The sequence below is a fragment of the Gracilimonas sediminicola genome, assembly GCF_024320785.1.
Classification (GTDB): domain Bacteria; phylum Bacteroidota; class Rhodothermia; order Balneolales; family Balneolaceae; genus Gracilimonas; species Gracilimonas sediminicola.
Genome location: NZ_JANDBC010000001.1, coordinates 393,898 through 409,690, shown reverse-complemented (window position 1 = coordinate 409,690; position 15,793 = coordinate 393,898). Strand labels below are relative to the sequence as shown.

Here is a 15,793-nt window from a genome sequence, read left to right as displayed (position 1 = left end):
TAATCTATAACGGTTAAATTCTTATATGCGCTTTGCTGACTACGCTAAAATTTATGTAACGGCCGGAAGGGGTGGAGATGGCTCTGCTCACTTCAGACGGGAAAAGTATGTCCCCAAAGGAGGACCTGACGGCGGAGATGGCGGTAAGGGTGGCGATGTTATCCTGGTTGGGAATGAACAATTGAATACCATTCTTGACCTTCGTTATCGAAAATATGTGAAAGCCGGGAATGGGGAGAACGGTTCAAAGAGTAAAAGCTCCGGTGCTGCAGGCGAAGATGAGCTCCTGGAAGTACCGCTCGGTACGGTTGTATTTGATGCTGACACCAAAGAAAGACTGGGTGAAATCACCGACCATGAAGAAAAACTGGTGATTGCCAAAGGTGGCAAAGGCGGTCTGGGAAACTGGCATTTCCGCAGCTCTACCAACCAAACCCCACAGCATGCACAGGAAGGTAAACCCGGTGAAGAACGTGCCGTTGAACTGGAACTGAAACTGATTGCAGATGTTGGCCTGGTGGGCTTCCCAAATGCAGGAAAGAGCACCTTACTTTCAGCACTGTCTCATGCAAAGCCTAAAATTGCGGATTATCCTTTTACCACGCTGGAGCCTAATCTTGGAGTGGTGAAGTTTGAGGATTTTCGGAGTTTTGTAATGGCAGATATTCCCGGAATTATTGAAGAAGCCCATGAAGGGAAAGGGCTGGGAATTCAATTTCTCCGGCATATAGAACGTAATAATGTGCTGTTGTTTATGGTCAGCGTTATGACGGATATCAAGTATGAATACGAGGCGCTGCTGAGTGAGCTGAGGTCTTACCGAAAAGACCTGCTTGATAAGCCCCGCATTCTTGCCATCACCAAGATGGATTTAAAACAAGGGTTTGAGTTAGAAGAAGAGCTTCACTTTGATGATGAAATTCCCGTTATTCCTATTTCGTCAGCTACAGGTCATGGGGTAGATGAGCTGAGAGAGAAATTATGGGAATACATTCAACATGGGAAAGAAAAAGAAGAAACATAGGGTACTGGTAGCGCTGAGCGTAATACCGGGGTTTGGAAGCCGGCGCATTTATAAACTGCTTAAAAACATAGATGATCCTGAGGAGATATTCAGCCTTGGCAAACGCAAACTCAGATCGGTTGAAGGCATCGGAGAAGCTTCGGCTCTTTCCATCCTTTCCTTTGACGACTGGGAGAAAGTAGATCATCTTTTAGAAGAAACGGAAAAAAGCGGGTCGAATATCATAACGCTGGCTGACCCTGAATACCCTCCGTTGTTAAAACAGATTTATGATCCTCCTGCTCTGTTGTGGATCAAGGGCAACCCCGAAGCTCTGTCTAAACCGGGAGTAGCTGTGGTAGGCACCCGAAATACCTCAGCCTACGGCCGGAATATGGCAAAGAAGTTAACCGGTGAGCTGGCGGAGCATGGACTCTGTATTTTCAGTGGGCTGGCCTATGGAATTGATTCCATCGCACACCAAACGGCCATAGAGTTTAAAGCACTGACTGTTGCTGTTTTGGGTTCGGGAATTGACAACCTGTATCCCAAAAAGAATGCTGATTTAGCGAATCGAATTGTGAAATCAGGTGGGGCCGTGATCACCGAGTTTCCACCGGGTACTAATCCTGATGCCGGTAACTTCCCGGTCCGGAACCGAATTGTAAGTGGGATGAGCCTGGGAGTTTTGGTGGTGGAATCGGGCCTGAAGGGAGGAAGTATGATCACAGCTGATCTTGGCCTCGACCAAAACCGGGAAGTGTTTGCAGTGCCCCACCCGTTGGGCAATCCATCAGGAACCGGATGTAATTACCTTATTAAGAGAGGCGTGGCTAAACTGGTACAAACCGTGGATGATATTCTGGAAGAGCTGCCCATAGAACATTCCCCGGAGTCATCAGTTCAGGAAGAGAAAAAAGTAAGCTGGCGCGATAGAGAGCTGGATGAAACAGCCGTTAAAATCTGCGAGGCGCTGGAAGAAAAACCCTTTCAGGTAGATGATTTAAGTGATGCGATAGGAGTGAATACCAGCCGGTTATTGGTTTCCCTGCTTCAGCTGGAAATGGATGGGATAGTACTGCAAAAAGCAGGAAAGAATTTCGAACTTCTCTGAGCGGTAATCTTTCACAAAATTCCGAAATAAACGTTTAAGTTTTTACGCATTTGTTCGATAACACGAATAATCTATAGAACAAATTGGCGTGCGCATGGAAACCAGTGTAATGAATCCTATTCCTGATAAGGAATTTGAGCGGATTGTAGAACTGTCAGCATTTGATTTAGATTACTCCGGGTTAAGTCATTCCCTTAAAGATTTAACTAAGCTGGCTGCAAAAGTTGCCCAAACTGAGATCTGTCTTGTAAACATCATCGATTCCTTCACCCAGTGGACCATCTCTTCCTATGGTCTGGATGTGCACCAAATGCCAAGAGAAGAAGGAATTTGCCAATACACCATTCTAAATGATCATACTTTTGAAGTAAAAGACCTTAGTGAGGACCGACGATTTCAGGAGCGGGACTATGTAGCCTATCCTCCCAGGCTGAAATACTATTTTGGAATACCTCTCATAACCCATAAGGGATTCAAGATAGGGGCGCTGTGCATGCTGGATCCAAATAAGAAAGAAATCAGCCCGGATAGAGCTGAACAGCTCAGAATTATTTCCGATGAGATTGTGGAACGGCTTGAAGCCCGAAAACGAATTATGAAATTAGAAAGCAGGTTGATTGCGGGCTATAATTTCAAACGCAGGTTAAATCATGATATTCGCGGACCTATTGGCGGCATAATTGGATTGGTTCAGCTTATTAAAGATCAGGATACCGATGAAAAGGTAAGTGAAATAACCCGCTATCTTGATTTGATTGAAAAGGCAGGGGATAATTTACTCGGCATTGCCAATAAAAGGCTGTCTTACAAAAAGAGGAATGGGGAGCGAAAATTAAAAGATAATGAACTCACTTTGCTTAGCCTGAAAGCCAAACTAAGTGAGTTATATAAATCTCAGGCTGATATACATGATATTGACCTGACGATCGCAAATCACCCGCAATGCGAGGATCTGCCATTTCCCAAAAAGAATGTGCTGCCGGTTATAGGTAATCTTATTTCAAACGTGATTCGGTTCACGCTTCCGGGAGAGATGATTATGGTGAGGCAGGAATACAGGTGTGCTTCCGGTTCCAATCATTTGTTAATCACGATAAAAAATACGGGATCAAAGTTAACGAACAATCAAATCAGACAGGTTTTCAATAACGAAATTGAGTCCGACCAAAAAGTAACGTCTATGAACCTTCGCGCTATTCACCGATTACTTAAGAAAAAGGGGGGAAGTTTTTCAATTTCCGATGAAGGGGACCGTGGGAACCGTTTTGATGTTGAATTTCCGGTGCTACTTACCAGGAAATAAAAAAGGCCGGAAGAATTTGTCATTCATTCCGGCCCGGGAAAAAGGTGTGAGATTAGCTTTTATAGCGATAAATAGCGGCTAATCCTGAATTCTTGGGAACTTCAGCCTGTGGCAATCCATACAGCGTACTTCCGGTACGGATGGCCGAAATGGCCGCATAGTTAATCAGATCTACGGCTTCACCATTCAGTGATTCTGACATATCCACCCGGTTTTCATCAGGATGGAACACACCGAACTGGCGATGACCCATGGGCACAAATAAAGTATCCACTTTACCGTAATAGGCACTCTTCACAATTTCCTCGATCTCCGTGGAAATTAACGCGCTGCCCTGCAGGTCGTTGAAACGCTCTATATCACTTTGGATATCTTGTTGGAAATAATTTCTTGCAATCTCCCAGGATTCATCAGCTATTTCCTGCGCGCTTTTATTATCAACATTACCTCTGATGGATTCGTCTAAAACGTTAGAATATTTGTTGGCCTTTTTGTAGTAAGCAACCATCTTTTCAGGCCCTGCGAGAATAAGCGGCCCGTTTTCCTTTTTCAGGTACTTGGTAACCTTGTTTTCAATATGCTTAATGAAGAGCTCCAGCTCCTTATCATCCTCATTGGCATCTCCGCCTTGTCCGTGGAACATCGCGTTCTTACCCGAGGTACCGGTATGCTGCTGTATTGAACGTTCATGAACGTGGTACTTGAGGTGTTCTTCCATACTGGTGGGCACACTTTCAAACTCAACTTTGGTAGTTACGTCCGGGGCAACCTTAAACATTTTGGTCTCATTCTGGCTCAGCATCAGCACATGGTAAATGCCGTGATGATTTTGAAGCTCGAGAAGGGGAGTAATTAAAAAGTTTTCAGCGATATAATAATTTTCTTCAGGACTCACAGGGATCTTAAAAAAGTCGAAATAATCTTCGTTGATGTATAACGCCAAGCCCTTATCCTGATGCAACCAAAACTGATTCTCTTCGGTTTTGGACTGAACTTTCTTAAAGAGTTCTTCAGCTTTGTTCTCTTGCCATCCCTTTTCTATGAGTTCACTTTTTGCTTTTTGGATGAGATTCTTAAGTCGTATGGAATCTTGCTTGCCTTCTTCGCCGGTTTTATGAGTTGGTAAGAATATAGTGACGTTGATGTCTTTGGTTTCATTGATAAGTTTCTCAATGGTATCTCTTTTCACTACACTCATAATAATAACCTCATTAATTTAGATTGAACTGTACTATTACAACAAAATCAGACCTGTGGTGTTCCACAAATATTGTAAATCATACTGAATAATTAATAAGGTTTTACCATGAAAGTAAAGCCCGCTTACACCTATCCTGCACGATTTAATAATTCACGAATTTTGATGTAGAGATAAGAAGCTAATTCTTCAGTCCTTCAATCATCATCTCTATTTTTTTGTCGAGAGTGGAAGCTACTTGATTGTAATCTTCTGCACTCATCAGGTTGGTATTTACGCTGCAGTAGAATTTAATTTTAGGCTCCGTACCCGAAGGCCTTGCCGAAACGATAGCACCGTCTTCCGTAATAAACTGAAGGACGTTCGATTTGGGGAGGTCAATGTCCTTAATCTCACCGGTAGCCATGTTTTTCTCTTTGGCTGTTTGGTAATCTTTAACCGTCACCACCTGTGAACCCCCTAACTTTTTCGGTGGATTTGCTCTGAAATTCATCATCATTTGCTGAATTTCTTCTGCGCCCGATTTTCCTTTCTTAGTAACGGAAACCAGGTTTTCCCGGAATAATCCGTGTTCAACATACATATCAAGCATAGCCTCGTATAAGCTGGTACCCTGATCTTTATAGAAAGCGGTCATCTCAGCAATAATGGCACAGGAAACCACAGCATCTTTGTCCCTTACATGATCGCCAATCAGGTAGCCGTAGCTTTCTTCGCCACCGGCTATAAACTGTTTTTTCCCCTCAAGCTGGGTCATCAGCTCGCCAATATATTTGAAGCCGGTGAGCGTATTGAAACATTCAACTCCTTTGGATTTGGCTATTCGGTCGATAAGGTATGAGGTAACCACGGTTTTAACGATATACTCATTTCCGGTGATTTTTCTGGCCTCTTCCCAAGCGGTAAGCATGTAATTGATGATGAGAGAACCGGTCTGATTGCCGTTCAAGAGTACAAAATCTCCGTTCATGTTTTTTACGGCAATGCCCACCCGATCCGCATCAGGGTCGGTAGCCATCACCAGGTCGGCGTCAATTTCTTTGGCCTTTTCCAATGCCATGTTCAAGGCTTCTTTCTCCTCCGGATTCGGATACACAACGGTAGGGAAGTTGCCGTCAACCGTCATTTGCTCTTCTACAAGAGTAACATTTTCGAAGCCATATCTTTTCAACACGTCCGGAACCAGTTTTCGGGAGGTACCATGGATGGGAGAGAAAACGATTTTCAGATCTTTTTGTCGTTTTATAGCCTCCTTTGAAACCGATAGGTCCGCCAGTGCTTTCAGGTACTTTTCGTCCATATCCCGGCCGATTACTTCAACCAGATCATCGTTCCCGTCAAAATTGACCTCATTAACGTTTTTGATTTTTTGCACTTCTTCCATCACCATTTTGTCGTACGGATACACAAACTGACCACCATTGGCATCGTAGGCTTTGTAGCCGTTATACTCTTTGGGATTGTGAGAAGCGGTCAGCATTACCCCGCTTTGGCATCCTAATTCTCGAATGGCGAAAGAAAGTTCGGGGGTAGGACGGAGGGCATCAAAAAAGAACACTTTTATGCCATTAGCTGAAAACACATCAGCCACTACTTTAGCCAGTTTCTCGGAATTATTCCGGCAGTCGTGAGCAATTGCTACCTTTAGTTCCCGGCCTGGGTATTCTTTCTTCAGGAAATTGCTGAGCCCCTGAGTGGCTATTCCAAAGGTGTATTTGTTGACCCGGTTTGAACCGATACCCATAATTCCGCGAAGTCCGCCGGTGCCAAATTCCAGGTCTTTGTAGAACGCATCGGTCAGCTCATCAAATTGCTTGTCATCCAGTTTTTGGCGGATAGCTGCTTTGGTTTCCTCGTCATAACTTCCTTCCAACCATTCGTTAATTTTGTTTTGTACAGCCGAATCTAATGCGTTCATTTCCTGATTTTTTGTAGTGAATTGATAGTTTCAAATATTAGTCTTGTCAGCGGCAAATAATATAAATAATAAAAAAGGGCAATTCATGATTTATGAATTGCCCTGAAATGGTTAACCGGTTTTATATCTCAGCTTTCTTTTTTGTTAGCCGTTATTTCACCCAGCGATAATCCCTCCATTATGGCATCGTAGTTGGAGATATCTTTAGGTAAAATCACGTTGTTTTCATCCCGGCCCAGTCCGGATAGTACATCCAGATATTGCTCTGAAAGCTGAAGCCGCATAGCTTCGGTTCCTTTGGGTTGAGCAAGGGCACCGGCAATTTCCTCAATGGATTTAGCCGTAGCTTCGGCAATCGCTAATATTTCTTCTGCCTGTCCCTCAGCTTCGTTGATGCGCCGCTGCATTTCCGCTTCTGAAATATTGATGATTTCGGCTCTCATACCTTCGGCATCATTTACTTTAGAGCCTTTCACGCCCTCAGAAGTTGCAATGATGGCCCGGCGATCCCGTTCTGCTGTCATCTGGCGCTCCATGGCTTTCTGGACAGTTCGGGGAGTAAGAATGTTCTTGATCTCATACCGGTGCACCTTTATTCCCCAAAGCTGTTCTACTTCGCTGAGCACACTCACCACTTCACGGCTCATGGCAGCCCGTTCTTCAAAGGTTTGATCCAGTTCCATATTACCCAGAACCGATCGTGTAGTAGTTTGGGCCAGCTGTACGGCCGCATATCGGTAGTTAGTTACCCCATAACTGGCATTTACAGGATCCATAACGCTCAGGTAAATGACTCCATCAACTTCAACCTTCACGTTGTCTTTAGTGAAGCACTCCTGGGGTTCTACCTCAATGGTTTCTTCTCGCAAGTCCTGCTTATAAACCACTTTGTCAACAAAAGGGATAAGGGCGTGAAATCCCGGCCCAAGTGTTTTCTGATAATTACCCAAGCGTTCAACAATGTATGCATACTGGTTAGGTACCAGCCGCAGCGAACGTATGAATTTGTACATCACATAAACCGAAAATGCACCCAATAAAACCTGACTGATTGTCTCCATGATTTCCATGATTATTGCTCTCCTTTATTAGATGTTCTGGTTCTTTTGGTGGATGGATTTTTGGTATGATCGCTAATGGTACTTACCCCTTCAAAAAAGGTTTTAAGATTTGCTGTTTCGGTAGGCAGAACGGATACATTGGAGTTTTGGATGATATTCCCAAATTGCTTGATGTACTGTTCTACCAGTTTAGTTTTTACGGCCAGCTCACCACCGGGTTTATCAATGGCTTCTGCTACTCTTCGAAGGCCTTTGGCCGTTGCATTGGCAACCAGTTCAATTTCTTTAGCCCGACCCTTGGCTTCATTTATACGTCGCTGTCTTTGGGCCTCTGAAATCAGTACCTGGCTTTGTTGTTCACCTTCCGATTCATAGATACGCGCCTGCCGGTGACCTTCAGAGTTTGTAATCTCAGCGCGTTTCGCTCGTTCGGCCTCCATTTGTCGCTCCATAGTGTCCACAATCTCACCGGAGGGTCTGATATTCTTGATTTCGTATCGCATTACTTTAATGCCCCAGGGATCAGCAGCCTTATCAATTTCACGAACAATGTTCTCATTCATTTTTTCCCGTTCCGAGAAAGTGTCATCCAGGGTCATTTTACCGATTTCGCTCCGCATGGTGGTCTGGGCAAGGTTCACAGCCGCTGCCTGGTAATCCGAGATACCGTAGCTGGCTTTGTGTGAATTCATAACCTTGAGGTAAACCAGTCCATCCACGGCCACTTCAATATTGTCTTTGGTGATACAGGTTTGGCTTGGTACATCCAGCACCTGTTCCCGCATTTCCTGGCTGTAAGCCGGCCGGTCAACAAAAGGAATCAGAAAGTGAAAACCCGGTTTAAGTGTCTTCTTGTATTTACCCAGCCGTTCCTGAATAACTTCCTCTCGCATCTCCACAATCTGAAACAGCCGGGTGAGCACGAAGTAGGATAAAACGATGATTACTAAAATTGTGGTCCACAACATATTAGCTTTGGTTTGAGTCTTTAAGTTGATTTTTCTTTGAGTCGATGATATCTACCGGCTCTACAATCCAGGTTGTGTTATCCCGGTACTTGATGCGCACCTGTACGCCGGTCGGAATATCACCCTCCAGCGAACGAGCCTGCCAGGATATCCCCTGAAACCGAATACGGCCTTCATTATCCAGATCGTTGATAGGCTCTGTGACTTCAGCAATCTGATCCATGGCCTCGTAATCTTCATCGGCGAATTTATAGGAAGTTTCCCCTTTAAAATATTTGTTGATAAAAGGCCGGATGGCGATAGTCAGAATGGTTGATGACATCAGCCACACAAAAGCTGCGGTAAAAGGATCCTGCAAAAAGCCAAAGTACCGAAGGATACCAACTCCTAAACCACTAAAGCCAAGCAGGAAAGCAACGCCTCCGGGAAGGGCGGCTTCGAGAAACATCAAAAGAACGCCCCCGATTAAAAAAATCCACGTCAGAATTTCACTATCCATAATCTGAAAAATAGATTTAAGTTTTAGTATAGATAGTGATTTGAAGACAAAAAATCTCAAATGAATTGCATTTATTTAAATGGCAGAGATTAATATTGCGGCACGATATTTGGATACTATTGCGGAAACCAAAAACAGGTGCTTTATTGTTGATTCCATCAAACCAAGCCCATGACTAAGAAATCCGAGAACGATCATAAATCCATAAAATCGCTTTGGCAAACGCTGAAGCAGATATTTGCGCTGAGCAAACCGTACCGGCTTCGTTTCTATGCGGCGACGGTTGTTACTTTACTGGCATCAGCGGTATGGCTCACAGTTCCGTTAGGACTTCGTGAATTACTGGACGCGGTATTTGAATCCGGCAATAACGAACTGCTGAACTGGCTGGCTATCGGTTTGTTTGGGCTGTTCATACTGCAAGCTGCGTTTTCATTTTTTGGGAATTATCACCTGGAATGGGTGGGTGAGCGGGTGGTCACCGATTTACGAAAAAAAGTGTATGAACACCTGCATCGGCTGGGATTCAAGTTTTTTGCGGAGCGCAGACTGGGGGAAATCACCTCGCGGTTAACAAATGATGTAGGCTCCATCCGAACGGCATTGACGGATTCACTGCCTCAATTACTCACCATTTCTTTTTCTTTGATTGGCTCGGTTTCGTTGATGGTAGTTCTGAACTGGCGTTTAAGTATGGTGATTTTTGTGACCGTGCCTTTCGTTACACTTGCAACCCGTTATTTCGGGCAGAAAATTCGCCATCTCTCCAAAGACATTCAGGATGAACTTGCCGATTCCACAGCCGTTGCCGAAGATGCCCTCGGGGCTGTTCGGCTGGTAAAAGCTTTTGTACGGGAAGACTATGAGGTAGGCCGATATCAAACCGCAGTTGAGAAATTATTTAAGACGGCCAGGCGCAAGATGGTACTGACTCAGCTTTTCTGGTCGGGTGTCGGCATTATGTTTATGAGTACTTTGGTGATCATTTTCTGGTATGGAGGAAAGGAAGTTCTGGCTGATCGGCTCACTGCCGGAGATTTAGTTGCTTTCATTATCTATGCCCTGAACATTTCAAGATCCATTAGTCAAACTTCCAGACTATATACGGCTGTAAATACAGCAGCAGGGGCATCAGAGCGTATTTTTGAGCTGCTTGAAGAAACCCCCGAAATAGAGAATAACCCTGATGCTCATGACATCGAAGGAGTAAATGGGGAAGTGCAAGTGAAAGACCTATGGTTCAGTTATGAGGGAGAGAAAGAGGTGCTGAAAGGGATCTCATTTAAAGTTGAAGCTGGTAAAACCATTGCCCTGGTGGGACCAAGCGGGGCGGGTAAAACAACATTGCTCAATCTCATTCCCCGTTTCTATGATCCTCAGAAAGGCAGTATCTATGTGGATGGCACCAATATTCAGGATGTGAAATTCAAATCCCTTCGCAAACATATTTCTATAGTACCGCAAGAGGTGCATTTGTTTGGAACCACCATTCGGGAGAACATCACCTATGGAAAACTGGATGCCACCGAAGAAGAAGTTCTTCAAGCTGCCAGGGATGCCAATGCCCATGAGTTCATCATGCAAACCGAAAACGGTTACGACTCATTAATTGGTGAAAAAGGAGTGAAACTGAGTGGCGGGCAGCGCCAAAGGCTGGCTATAGCACGGGCTATTCTTAAGAATCCGGCTATTCTATTATTGGATGAAGCCACTTCTTCTTTGGATTCCGAATCAGAGGCCCAGGTTCAGGAGGCTTTATTGAGACTCATGACCAACCGAACCACGTTTGTGATTGCTCACCGCTTATCCACGGTTCAGCATGCTGACAGAATCCTGGTGCTGGATGAAGGTAAGATTGTGGAACAGGGAACCCATGTTGAATTGATAGGCCAAAACGGGCTGTACAGTCATTTGTACGAATTACAGTTCAGGGATTTAGACCAACCCAAGGTTATTTAAATTTCAAGCTCCAAGCTCCAAGCTCCAAGCTCCAAGCTTCAAATTCCAAATTCCAAATTCCAAATTCCAAGCTGCAAATTTCAAATCTTGCTCACTGCTCACTGCTCACTGCTCACTGCTCACTGCTCACTGCTCACTGCTCACTGCTCACTGCCCATTTAGAATTTGTAGCTTAAAAAACTTTACCTGTCCGTATTGTACATCCTGATAATATCAGAGTAGTTCAAATCATCCAGCAAATCTCTTTCAGCTAACCCGTTTATGTAATCTACGGTTACGCCTGCATTGTACATCCCGATGATTGCTGAGTAGGAGAATTGATCAAGGTAATTATTCTCAGAAAGCTGATTCAGATAATCAATGCTTACCCCACCATTGTACATTCCTATAACAGCTGAATATGAAAATTGATCAATAAAATTACTTTCGCTTAGGGCATTTAGGTAATCGATAGAAACCCCTCCGTTATAGAGACCAATTATTGCGGAATATGAAAAGTCGTCCAGGTAACCTGCCTCATTCAAGCTGGAAATATAGTCTAAAGAAACTCCGGAATTATATAATCCAATAATTGCTGAATAGGAGAATTCATCCAGCAAGTTTAGATCGTTCAGTCCATTAATGTAATCCATGGGAACACCACTGTTATAGAGACCAATGACGGCAGAATAGGAGAAGTCATTCTCCAGATACGCGGCCTCGTTTAGCTGTTCCAGGTACTCGATAGGCACCCCGGTTTGGTATAAGGCCTGATATCCTGAGTTCGAATAGATGTCATCCAAGCCGGCATCATTTATGGCAACTAAATAATCAGCAAAACCTCCTTCAAAATTAAAGTCCGGTAAAGGAGCCATCTCAGGAATGTCAATATCAGGGATATTAATGTTGATATCGGGAATATTGACGTTCACACTTTGCTGATCACTCCCAAAAACGGAAGACCAGGCCTGGGCAGGACTCCAATCGTGGTACCAAAGGAATGATGCTGCAAACACCATGAAAATCAGTACGGCGTTTTTAAACATGGTCCCATCAGCATCTTCCGGAGGCAAGGGTTGAAAGGCAACATTATCAGGTTCCTGACTTTTCTCGCGAATATATTCATCCAGATCAAAATCAGGATCTGTTTCACTGTTTCTATACTTTGTTTTCATAGTCGATTACTCAATAGGTTTAACCGTCGCTGTTTTCCCGCTGATAAAGATCAACGATATCCAGGAAATTGAGATCTTCATAAAGCCCCTGCTCTTTCAGCTGATCCAGGAATTCAACGGTTACACCGGCATTATAAAAATTGGTTACATACACAAAAGATAAGTCTTCAAGATATCCGGCTTCATTTAAGGTTACCAGGTACTCAGTGGGTATGTTATCGTTGTAAAAAGCGGTCACATCCACAAACGAAAGCTCTTCATACACACCGGCATCATGCAGACTTTCGAGATAGGTTAGCGGAATCTGGTTTTGGAAATAGTTGGTGATATAAACGAAGGAGAGGTTTTCCAGAAAACCGGCATTCTGAAGTTCATCGAGATAAGAAACAGGGACATTGGCGTCATAAAGTTGTCGGGCCGAAAACCCCGAGATTTCATCCCCAAGATAGCCGCGATCCTGCAGTACAGATAAATATTCTGTAATAGTCATATCCAGTGAAGAAGCAGGAGGGGCGGGTGGAGCTTCAACCCCGGGTGCCGATGGAACCTGAGGAGGCTCCGGTATGGAAATTTCAGGTTGATCGAGACCCGGAACTCCGGCTGTTACCTCAGCGGCCTGATCATTACCACCAAAAATGGAACTCCAGGATTCTGCATCACTCCAGCTATTAAACCATAAAAAAGCCGCAGCAAATACGATGAATATGAGGACACCATTTTTGAAAAGGTAGCGATCAGGATCTTTTGCTTCTTCCTGTAGCGGCATTTGTGCGGTGGGCTGACTTTGCCGGCGAATGTATTCGTCTAAATCAAAATCCGGGTCGTGATCATCATCAAAATTGCGGTCCAGATCGTTAGTGAAAGAGCGTGTTTTGTTGTCTTCTTTTTTTCCCATGGCAATAGATTGTTTACCTAAGGACGAATTTACGCAGGGAATTGTTTCACATCGTAAAAAAGAAAATGATAGACTTATTTCTTAAACGAACTATGTTGTCTGACCGATTGAGAAAGTGATCACCACGGCAGGTTATCCAAATCTACATTTCCACCGGTAATGATAATGGCCACTTTCTTCCCTTTCACATCTACCTTTCCATCAAAAACGGCCGCTACAGGCACCGCACAGGAGGCTTCGATGATCATGTTCATGCGCTCCCACACATAGCGCATTGCTTCAATAATAGATTCTTCAGGGACGGTTACAATGTCATCCACATACTTTCGGATTAGTGAAAAGGGTAGTTCTCCTAATGAAGTTCGAAGCCCATCGGCGATCGTGTCCGGGTTTTTAACGGGAATAAGCTCGCCTTTTTGGAATGAGCGAAAGGCATCGTCAGCATTTGCAGGTTCGGCTCCAATAACTTGTATATCAGGCTTAATGGATTTAGCGGCTAATGCGGTTCCGCTCAATAATCCACCGCCGCCCACAGGAGCTATAATCATATCCAGGTCGGGATGATCTTCCAGCAATTCCAGGGCAGCCGTACCTTGTCCGGCTACAATTCTTGCATCATCATAGGGATGAATGAACGTGGCCCCGGTTTGAGCTACAACTTTCTCAAGGGTGGATTCGCGGGCCTCCAGGGTGGATTCGCAGAAAGTAACTTCGGCTCCATAGTTTTTAACAGCTTTCACTTTCACTTTTGGAGCATTTTCAGGCATAACTACGTATGCAGGAATTCCCCGAAGCTTGGCAGCTAAAGCCAATGCCTGTGCATGGTTTCCGGAAGAATGCGTAGCCACTCCCTTAGCAGCTTCATCATCACTTAAAGAAAAAATTGCATTGCTTGCGCCCCGGAACTTGAAAGCACCGACTTTCTGAAAGTTTTCACATTTAAAAAAAATTTGACCGCCCGTTTTCTGGTTCACCTGCTTGCTGTTTAAAACAGGGGTTCGGTGTATATGTTCGGAAATTCGTTGCCGAGCTTCCTTTACATCTTCAAAGACAGGAGGGGTGAGGTTGGTTTTCATGGGTTTATTTGATCACTTCTTTAATTCCATCTAACAAAGACTTCCACCAATAAGCGAAAATCGACTTTTCAATATCCCGTTCAAAACTGATTTCACCAGTCCGGGCATTTTCCCCAAGGTTATCTGATTTCAGCACAAATGTATTGGCGATGAAATCTCCAAACTGCTGTTTCAATCCGGTTTTTTCAGGGTTGTCTTTATTGAGGAAGGACACTTTCAAATCCCGATAAAGTAATCTCACATCTCCGAAAGCTGACTTAGAGTTAAGTGAATAGTTGGCGTTAAGGCTTTCAATCAGTCCGTCTTCAATTTTTACAAAGCCTACGTTTTGCAGCATATCGCCTGCTTCCTTTGGGTCAAAGCTATCCAGGTTGACGGTTACCGTGTGGGTGTTGTTTCTGTCAAAGGTGGCATATCGAACGTCTAAGGTCATTCTTGAGGTGTTCATGAACAATGTCTCTACATCCAGCTTGAGGGAGTCCTCCCTAAATTTTGGGTGGCTTTCTGTTCTGAAATCCTGTATCGAAGCGTTGATGTTATTAAACGTAATGCTTCCGGTTTTTTGAGCCGGAGGTTTATGCTCTTCATAGGTGATATTGGCATTTGAAATAACGGCTTTATTCAATCCGAAAGAGAAATCCGTTGAGGTGGCTATTTCATAGAGCAAGGGTTTGGGGTGAATGCCGGGTGGACGTTCTTTGTATTTATCCCGAAATACTTCCATGCGCGCTCCTGAAATGTGGAGCGAGTCCAGTTCGAAGTGTTGGTTCGCCAGGGATGCCATATCAAAGCCGATGAATTCTATACCGGGAATGTTTAAGTCAATTCGATCGATTTGCCGGTTTTTGATTTCAGAGAACCGGTATTTTGGGGCGAGTGGAGTAAGGGTGAAATCAGCCAGTGAGGCATACTGGGATTTTTTGTTGAAGCTGAAATCACCGGCTGTTATTTCGTACAGTTTCTTCTCCATCGACAGTCGCAAACCCGAGCCGTTGATGATCAAATTATCCATAAAAATAAGCTGAGAACCATCCAGAAGCTCGTTTATGTTTACGTCTCTGGCTTCAACGGAAATGTCATCAACCCGAAAAATTTCCTGCTTGTTGGGCCTGATGATTCGGCCTTTCCCTTTATTAATTATCAAATCAAAAGTGGCTAGTTTTTTTGTTATATCATCGGTGGGGTTATTCCCGGAGTTGGCAAATGCTGAAGAAGAAAAGTCGCGGGAATAGAGTTCTACATCAGGCTGCTGAATAATAATCCGTTCAAAATTTGGAAAGGGTTTATTAATTAGGCTAAACCAATGAATTCCTGCGATGGATACCGATGATGCTGAAATTTTTCTGATGTGAGGAGAAGCACTATCGGGGCGAACTACTATAGAATCAACCGTAATAGAACGCCGCAAAAGGCTGATATCGAAGGCGGAAAAATCGAGGATGAAATCCTGATCGGTTTGGCGACTGAATTCTTCAGTAAGGGCTTTCTTAAGGGGAGTGGTCAAAAAGGTGGAGGCAATGAAGGCGGCGACTCCTGCAAGAATTACTACAGATATAACAAATATTAAAAAAACTTTTAGCGCTTTTTTCATATCTCAAAATTGAGATAAATCCTCAAAAAGCAAAAGACTTTATTCTTAACGGAA

The 15,793-nt window shown here is 44.0% G+C and carries 13 protein-coding genes; 4 read left to right on the top strand and 9 right to left on the bottom strand.

All coding sequences use genetic code 11. The features are described from left to right. Nucleotides 1-25 precede the first annotated feature (25 nt). The 3 genes from obgE (at nt 26) to NM125_RS01975 (ending at nt 3,420) form a co-directional block, all read left to right on the top strand. A complete protein-coding gene (obgE, locus tag NM125_RS01985; RefSeq protein ID WP_255132328.1) occupies nt 26-1,024 on the top strand; it encodes a GTPase ObgE in 999 nt (332 codons plus the stop codon). Beyond that, nucleotides 999-2,117: a DNA-processing protein DprA gene (gene dprA / locus NM125_RS01980; protein WP_255132327.1), complete on the top strand. Its 1,119-nt coding sequence runs from the start codon at nt 999-1,001 to the stop codon at nt 2,115-2,117. Before obgE ends, dprA begins: the two co-directional genes overlap by 26 nt. Nucleotides 2,118-2,211: 94 nt before the next feature. Beyond that, complete coding sequence (locus NM125_RS01975; RefSeq protein ID WP_255132325.1) at nt 2,212-3,420, top strand: GAF domain-containing sensor histidine kinase; 1,209 nt, start codon at nt 2,212-2,214, stop codon at nt 3,418-3,420. Nucleotides 3,421-3,472: 52 nt separating this feature from the next. Here NM125_RS01975 and NM125_RS01970 read toward each other — a convergent pair whose 3' ends face one another. The 5 genes from NM125_RS01970 to NM125_RS01950 all read right to left on the bottom strand — a co-directional run bounded on the left by NM125_RS01970 (nt 3,473) and on the right by NM125_RS01950 (nt 9,064). Next, nucleotides 3,473-4,618, bottom strand: a complete 1,146-nt coding sequence (locus tag NM125_RS01970; RefSeq protein WP_255132323.1) for a baeRF7 domain-containing protein — start codon at nt 4,616-4,618, stop codon at nt 3,473-3,475. Nucleotides 4,619-4,799: 181 nt separating this feature from the next. Continuing rightward, a complete protein-coding gene (locus NM125_RS01965) occupies nt 4,800-6,536 on the bottom strand; it encodes a phospho-sugar mutase (RefSeq protein ID WP_255132321.1) in 1,737 nt (578 codons plus the stop codon). A gap of 128 nt (nt 6,537-6,664) precedes the next feature. After that, on the bottom strand, nt 6,665-7,606 hold the full coding sequence (locus tag NM125_RS01960; RefSeq protein ID WP_432419279.1) for an SPFH domain-containing protein: 942 nt from the start codon (nt 7,604-7,606) through the stop codon (nt 6,665-6,667). Nucleotides 7,607-7,608: 2 nt separating this feature from the next. After that, a complete protein-coding gene (locus tag NM125_RS01955) occupies nt 7,609-8,565 on the bottom strand; it encodes an SPFH domain-containing protein (RefSeq protein WP_255132318.1) in 957 nt (318 codons plus the stop codon). A gap of 1 nt (nt 8,566) precedes the next feature. After that, the gene (locus NM125_RS01950; RefSeq protein ID WP_255132316.1) at nt 8,567-9,064 is read right to left on the bottom strand and encodes an NfeD family protein; all 498 of its coding nucleotides are present in this window, start codon (nt 9,062-9,064) and stop codon (nt 8,567-8,569) included. A gap of 171 nt (nt 9,065-9,235) precedes the next feature. On the opposite strand from NM125_RS01950, the gene NM125_RS01945 reads away from it, so the two are divergent. Further along, entirely contained in the window at nt 9,236-11,023 is a 1,788-nt protein-coding gene (locus tag NM125_RS01945; protein ID WP_255132314.1) for an ABC transporter ATP-binding protein, read from the top strand. Between the two features lie 182 nt (nt 11,024-11,205). Here NM125_RS01945 and NM125_RS01940 read toward each other — a convergent pair whose 3' ends face one another. From NM125_RS01940 to NM125_RS01925, 4 genes are all read right to left on the bottom strand, one after another. After that, on the bottom strand, nt 11,206-12,177 hold the full coding sequence (locus tag NM125_RS01940; RefSeq protein WP_255132312.1) for a hypothetical protein: 972 nt from the start codon (nt 12,175-12,177) through the stop codon (nt 11,206-11,208). Nucleotides 12,178-12,196: 19 nt separating this feature from the next. Next, the gene (locus NM125_RS01935; RefSeq protein WP_255132310.1) at nt 12,197-13,072 is read right to left on the bottom strand and encodes a hypothetical protein; all 876 of its coding nucleotides are present in this window, start codon (nt 13,070-13,072) and stop codon (nt 12,197-12,199) included. A gap of 119 nt (nt 13,073-13,191) precedes the next feature. Beyond that, entirely contained in the window at nt 13,192-14,148 is a 957-nt protein-coding gene (locus NM125_RS01930) for a pyridoxal-phosphate dependent enzyme (RefSeq protein ID WP_255132309.1), read from the bottom strand. A 4-nt stretch (nt 14,149-14,152) separates the two neighbouring features. Next, nucleotides 14,153-15,739 carry an AsmA family protein gene (locus NM125_RS01925; RefSeq protein WP_255132307.1) on the bottom strand — a complete coding sequence of 529 codons (1,587 nt, stop codon included), beginning with the start codon at nt 15,737-15,739 and terminating at the stop codon, nt 14,153-14,155. Nucleotides 15,740-15,793 lie beyond the last annotated feature (54 nt).

Coding starts and splice junctions, on each gene's coding strand:
- NM125_RS01975 (WP_255132325.1), top strand. CDS start 2,212: ATGGAAACCAGTGTAATGAATCCTATTCCTGATAAGGAATTTGAGCGG.
- NM125_RS01965 (WP_255132321.1), bottom strand. CDS start 6,536: ATGAACGCATTAGATTCGGCTGTACAAAACAAAATTAACGAATGGTTG.
- NM125_RS01955 (WP_255132318.1), bottom strand. CDS start 8,565: ATGTTGTGGACCACAATTTTAGTAATCATCGTTTTATCCTACTTCGTG.
- NM125_RS01960 (WP_432419279.1), bottom strand. CDS start 7,606: ATGGAAATCATGGAGACAATCAGTCAGGTTTTATTGGGTGCATTTTCG.
- NM125_RS01970 (WP_255132323.1), bottom strand. CDS start 4,618: ATGAGTGTAGTGAAAAGAGATACCATTGAGAAACTTATCAATGAAACC.
- NM125_RS01945 (WP_255132314.1), top strand. CDS start 9,236: ATGACTAAGAAATCCGAGAACGATCATAAATCCATAAAATCGCTTTGG.
- NM125_RS01950 (WP_255132316.1), bottom strand. CDS start 9,064: ATGGATAGTGAAATTCTGACGTGGATTTTTTTAATCGGGGGCGTTCTT.
- NM125_RS01935 (WP_255132310.1), bottom strand. CDS start 13,072: ATGGGAAAAAAAGAAGACAACAAAACACGCTCTTTCACTAACGATCTG.
- obgE (WP_255132328.1), top strand. CDS start 26: ATGCGCTTTGCTGACTACGCTAAAATTTATGTAACGGCCGGAAGGGGT.
- NM125_RS01940 (WP_255132312.1), bottom strand. CDS start 12,177: ATGAAAACAAAGTATAGAAACAGTGAAACAGATCCTGATTTTGATCTG.
- NM125_RS01925 (WP_255132307.1), bottom strand. CDS start 15,739: ATGAAAAAAGCGCTAAAAGTTTTTTTAATATTTGTTATATCTGTAGTA.
- dprA (WP_255132327.1), top strand. CDS start 999: ATGGGAAAGAAAAAGAAGAAACATAGGGTACTGGTAGCGCTGAGCGTA.
- NM125_RS01930 (WP_255132309.1), bottom strand. CDS start 14,148: ATGAAAACCAACCTCACCCCTCCTGTCTTTGAAGATGTAAAGGAAGCT.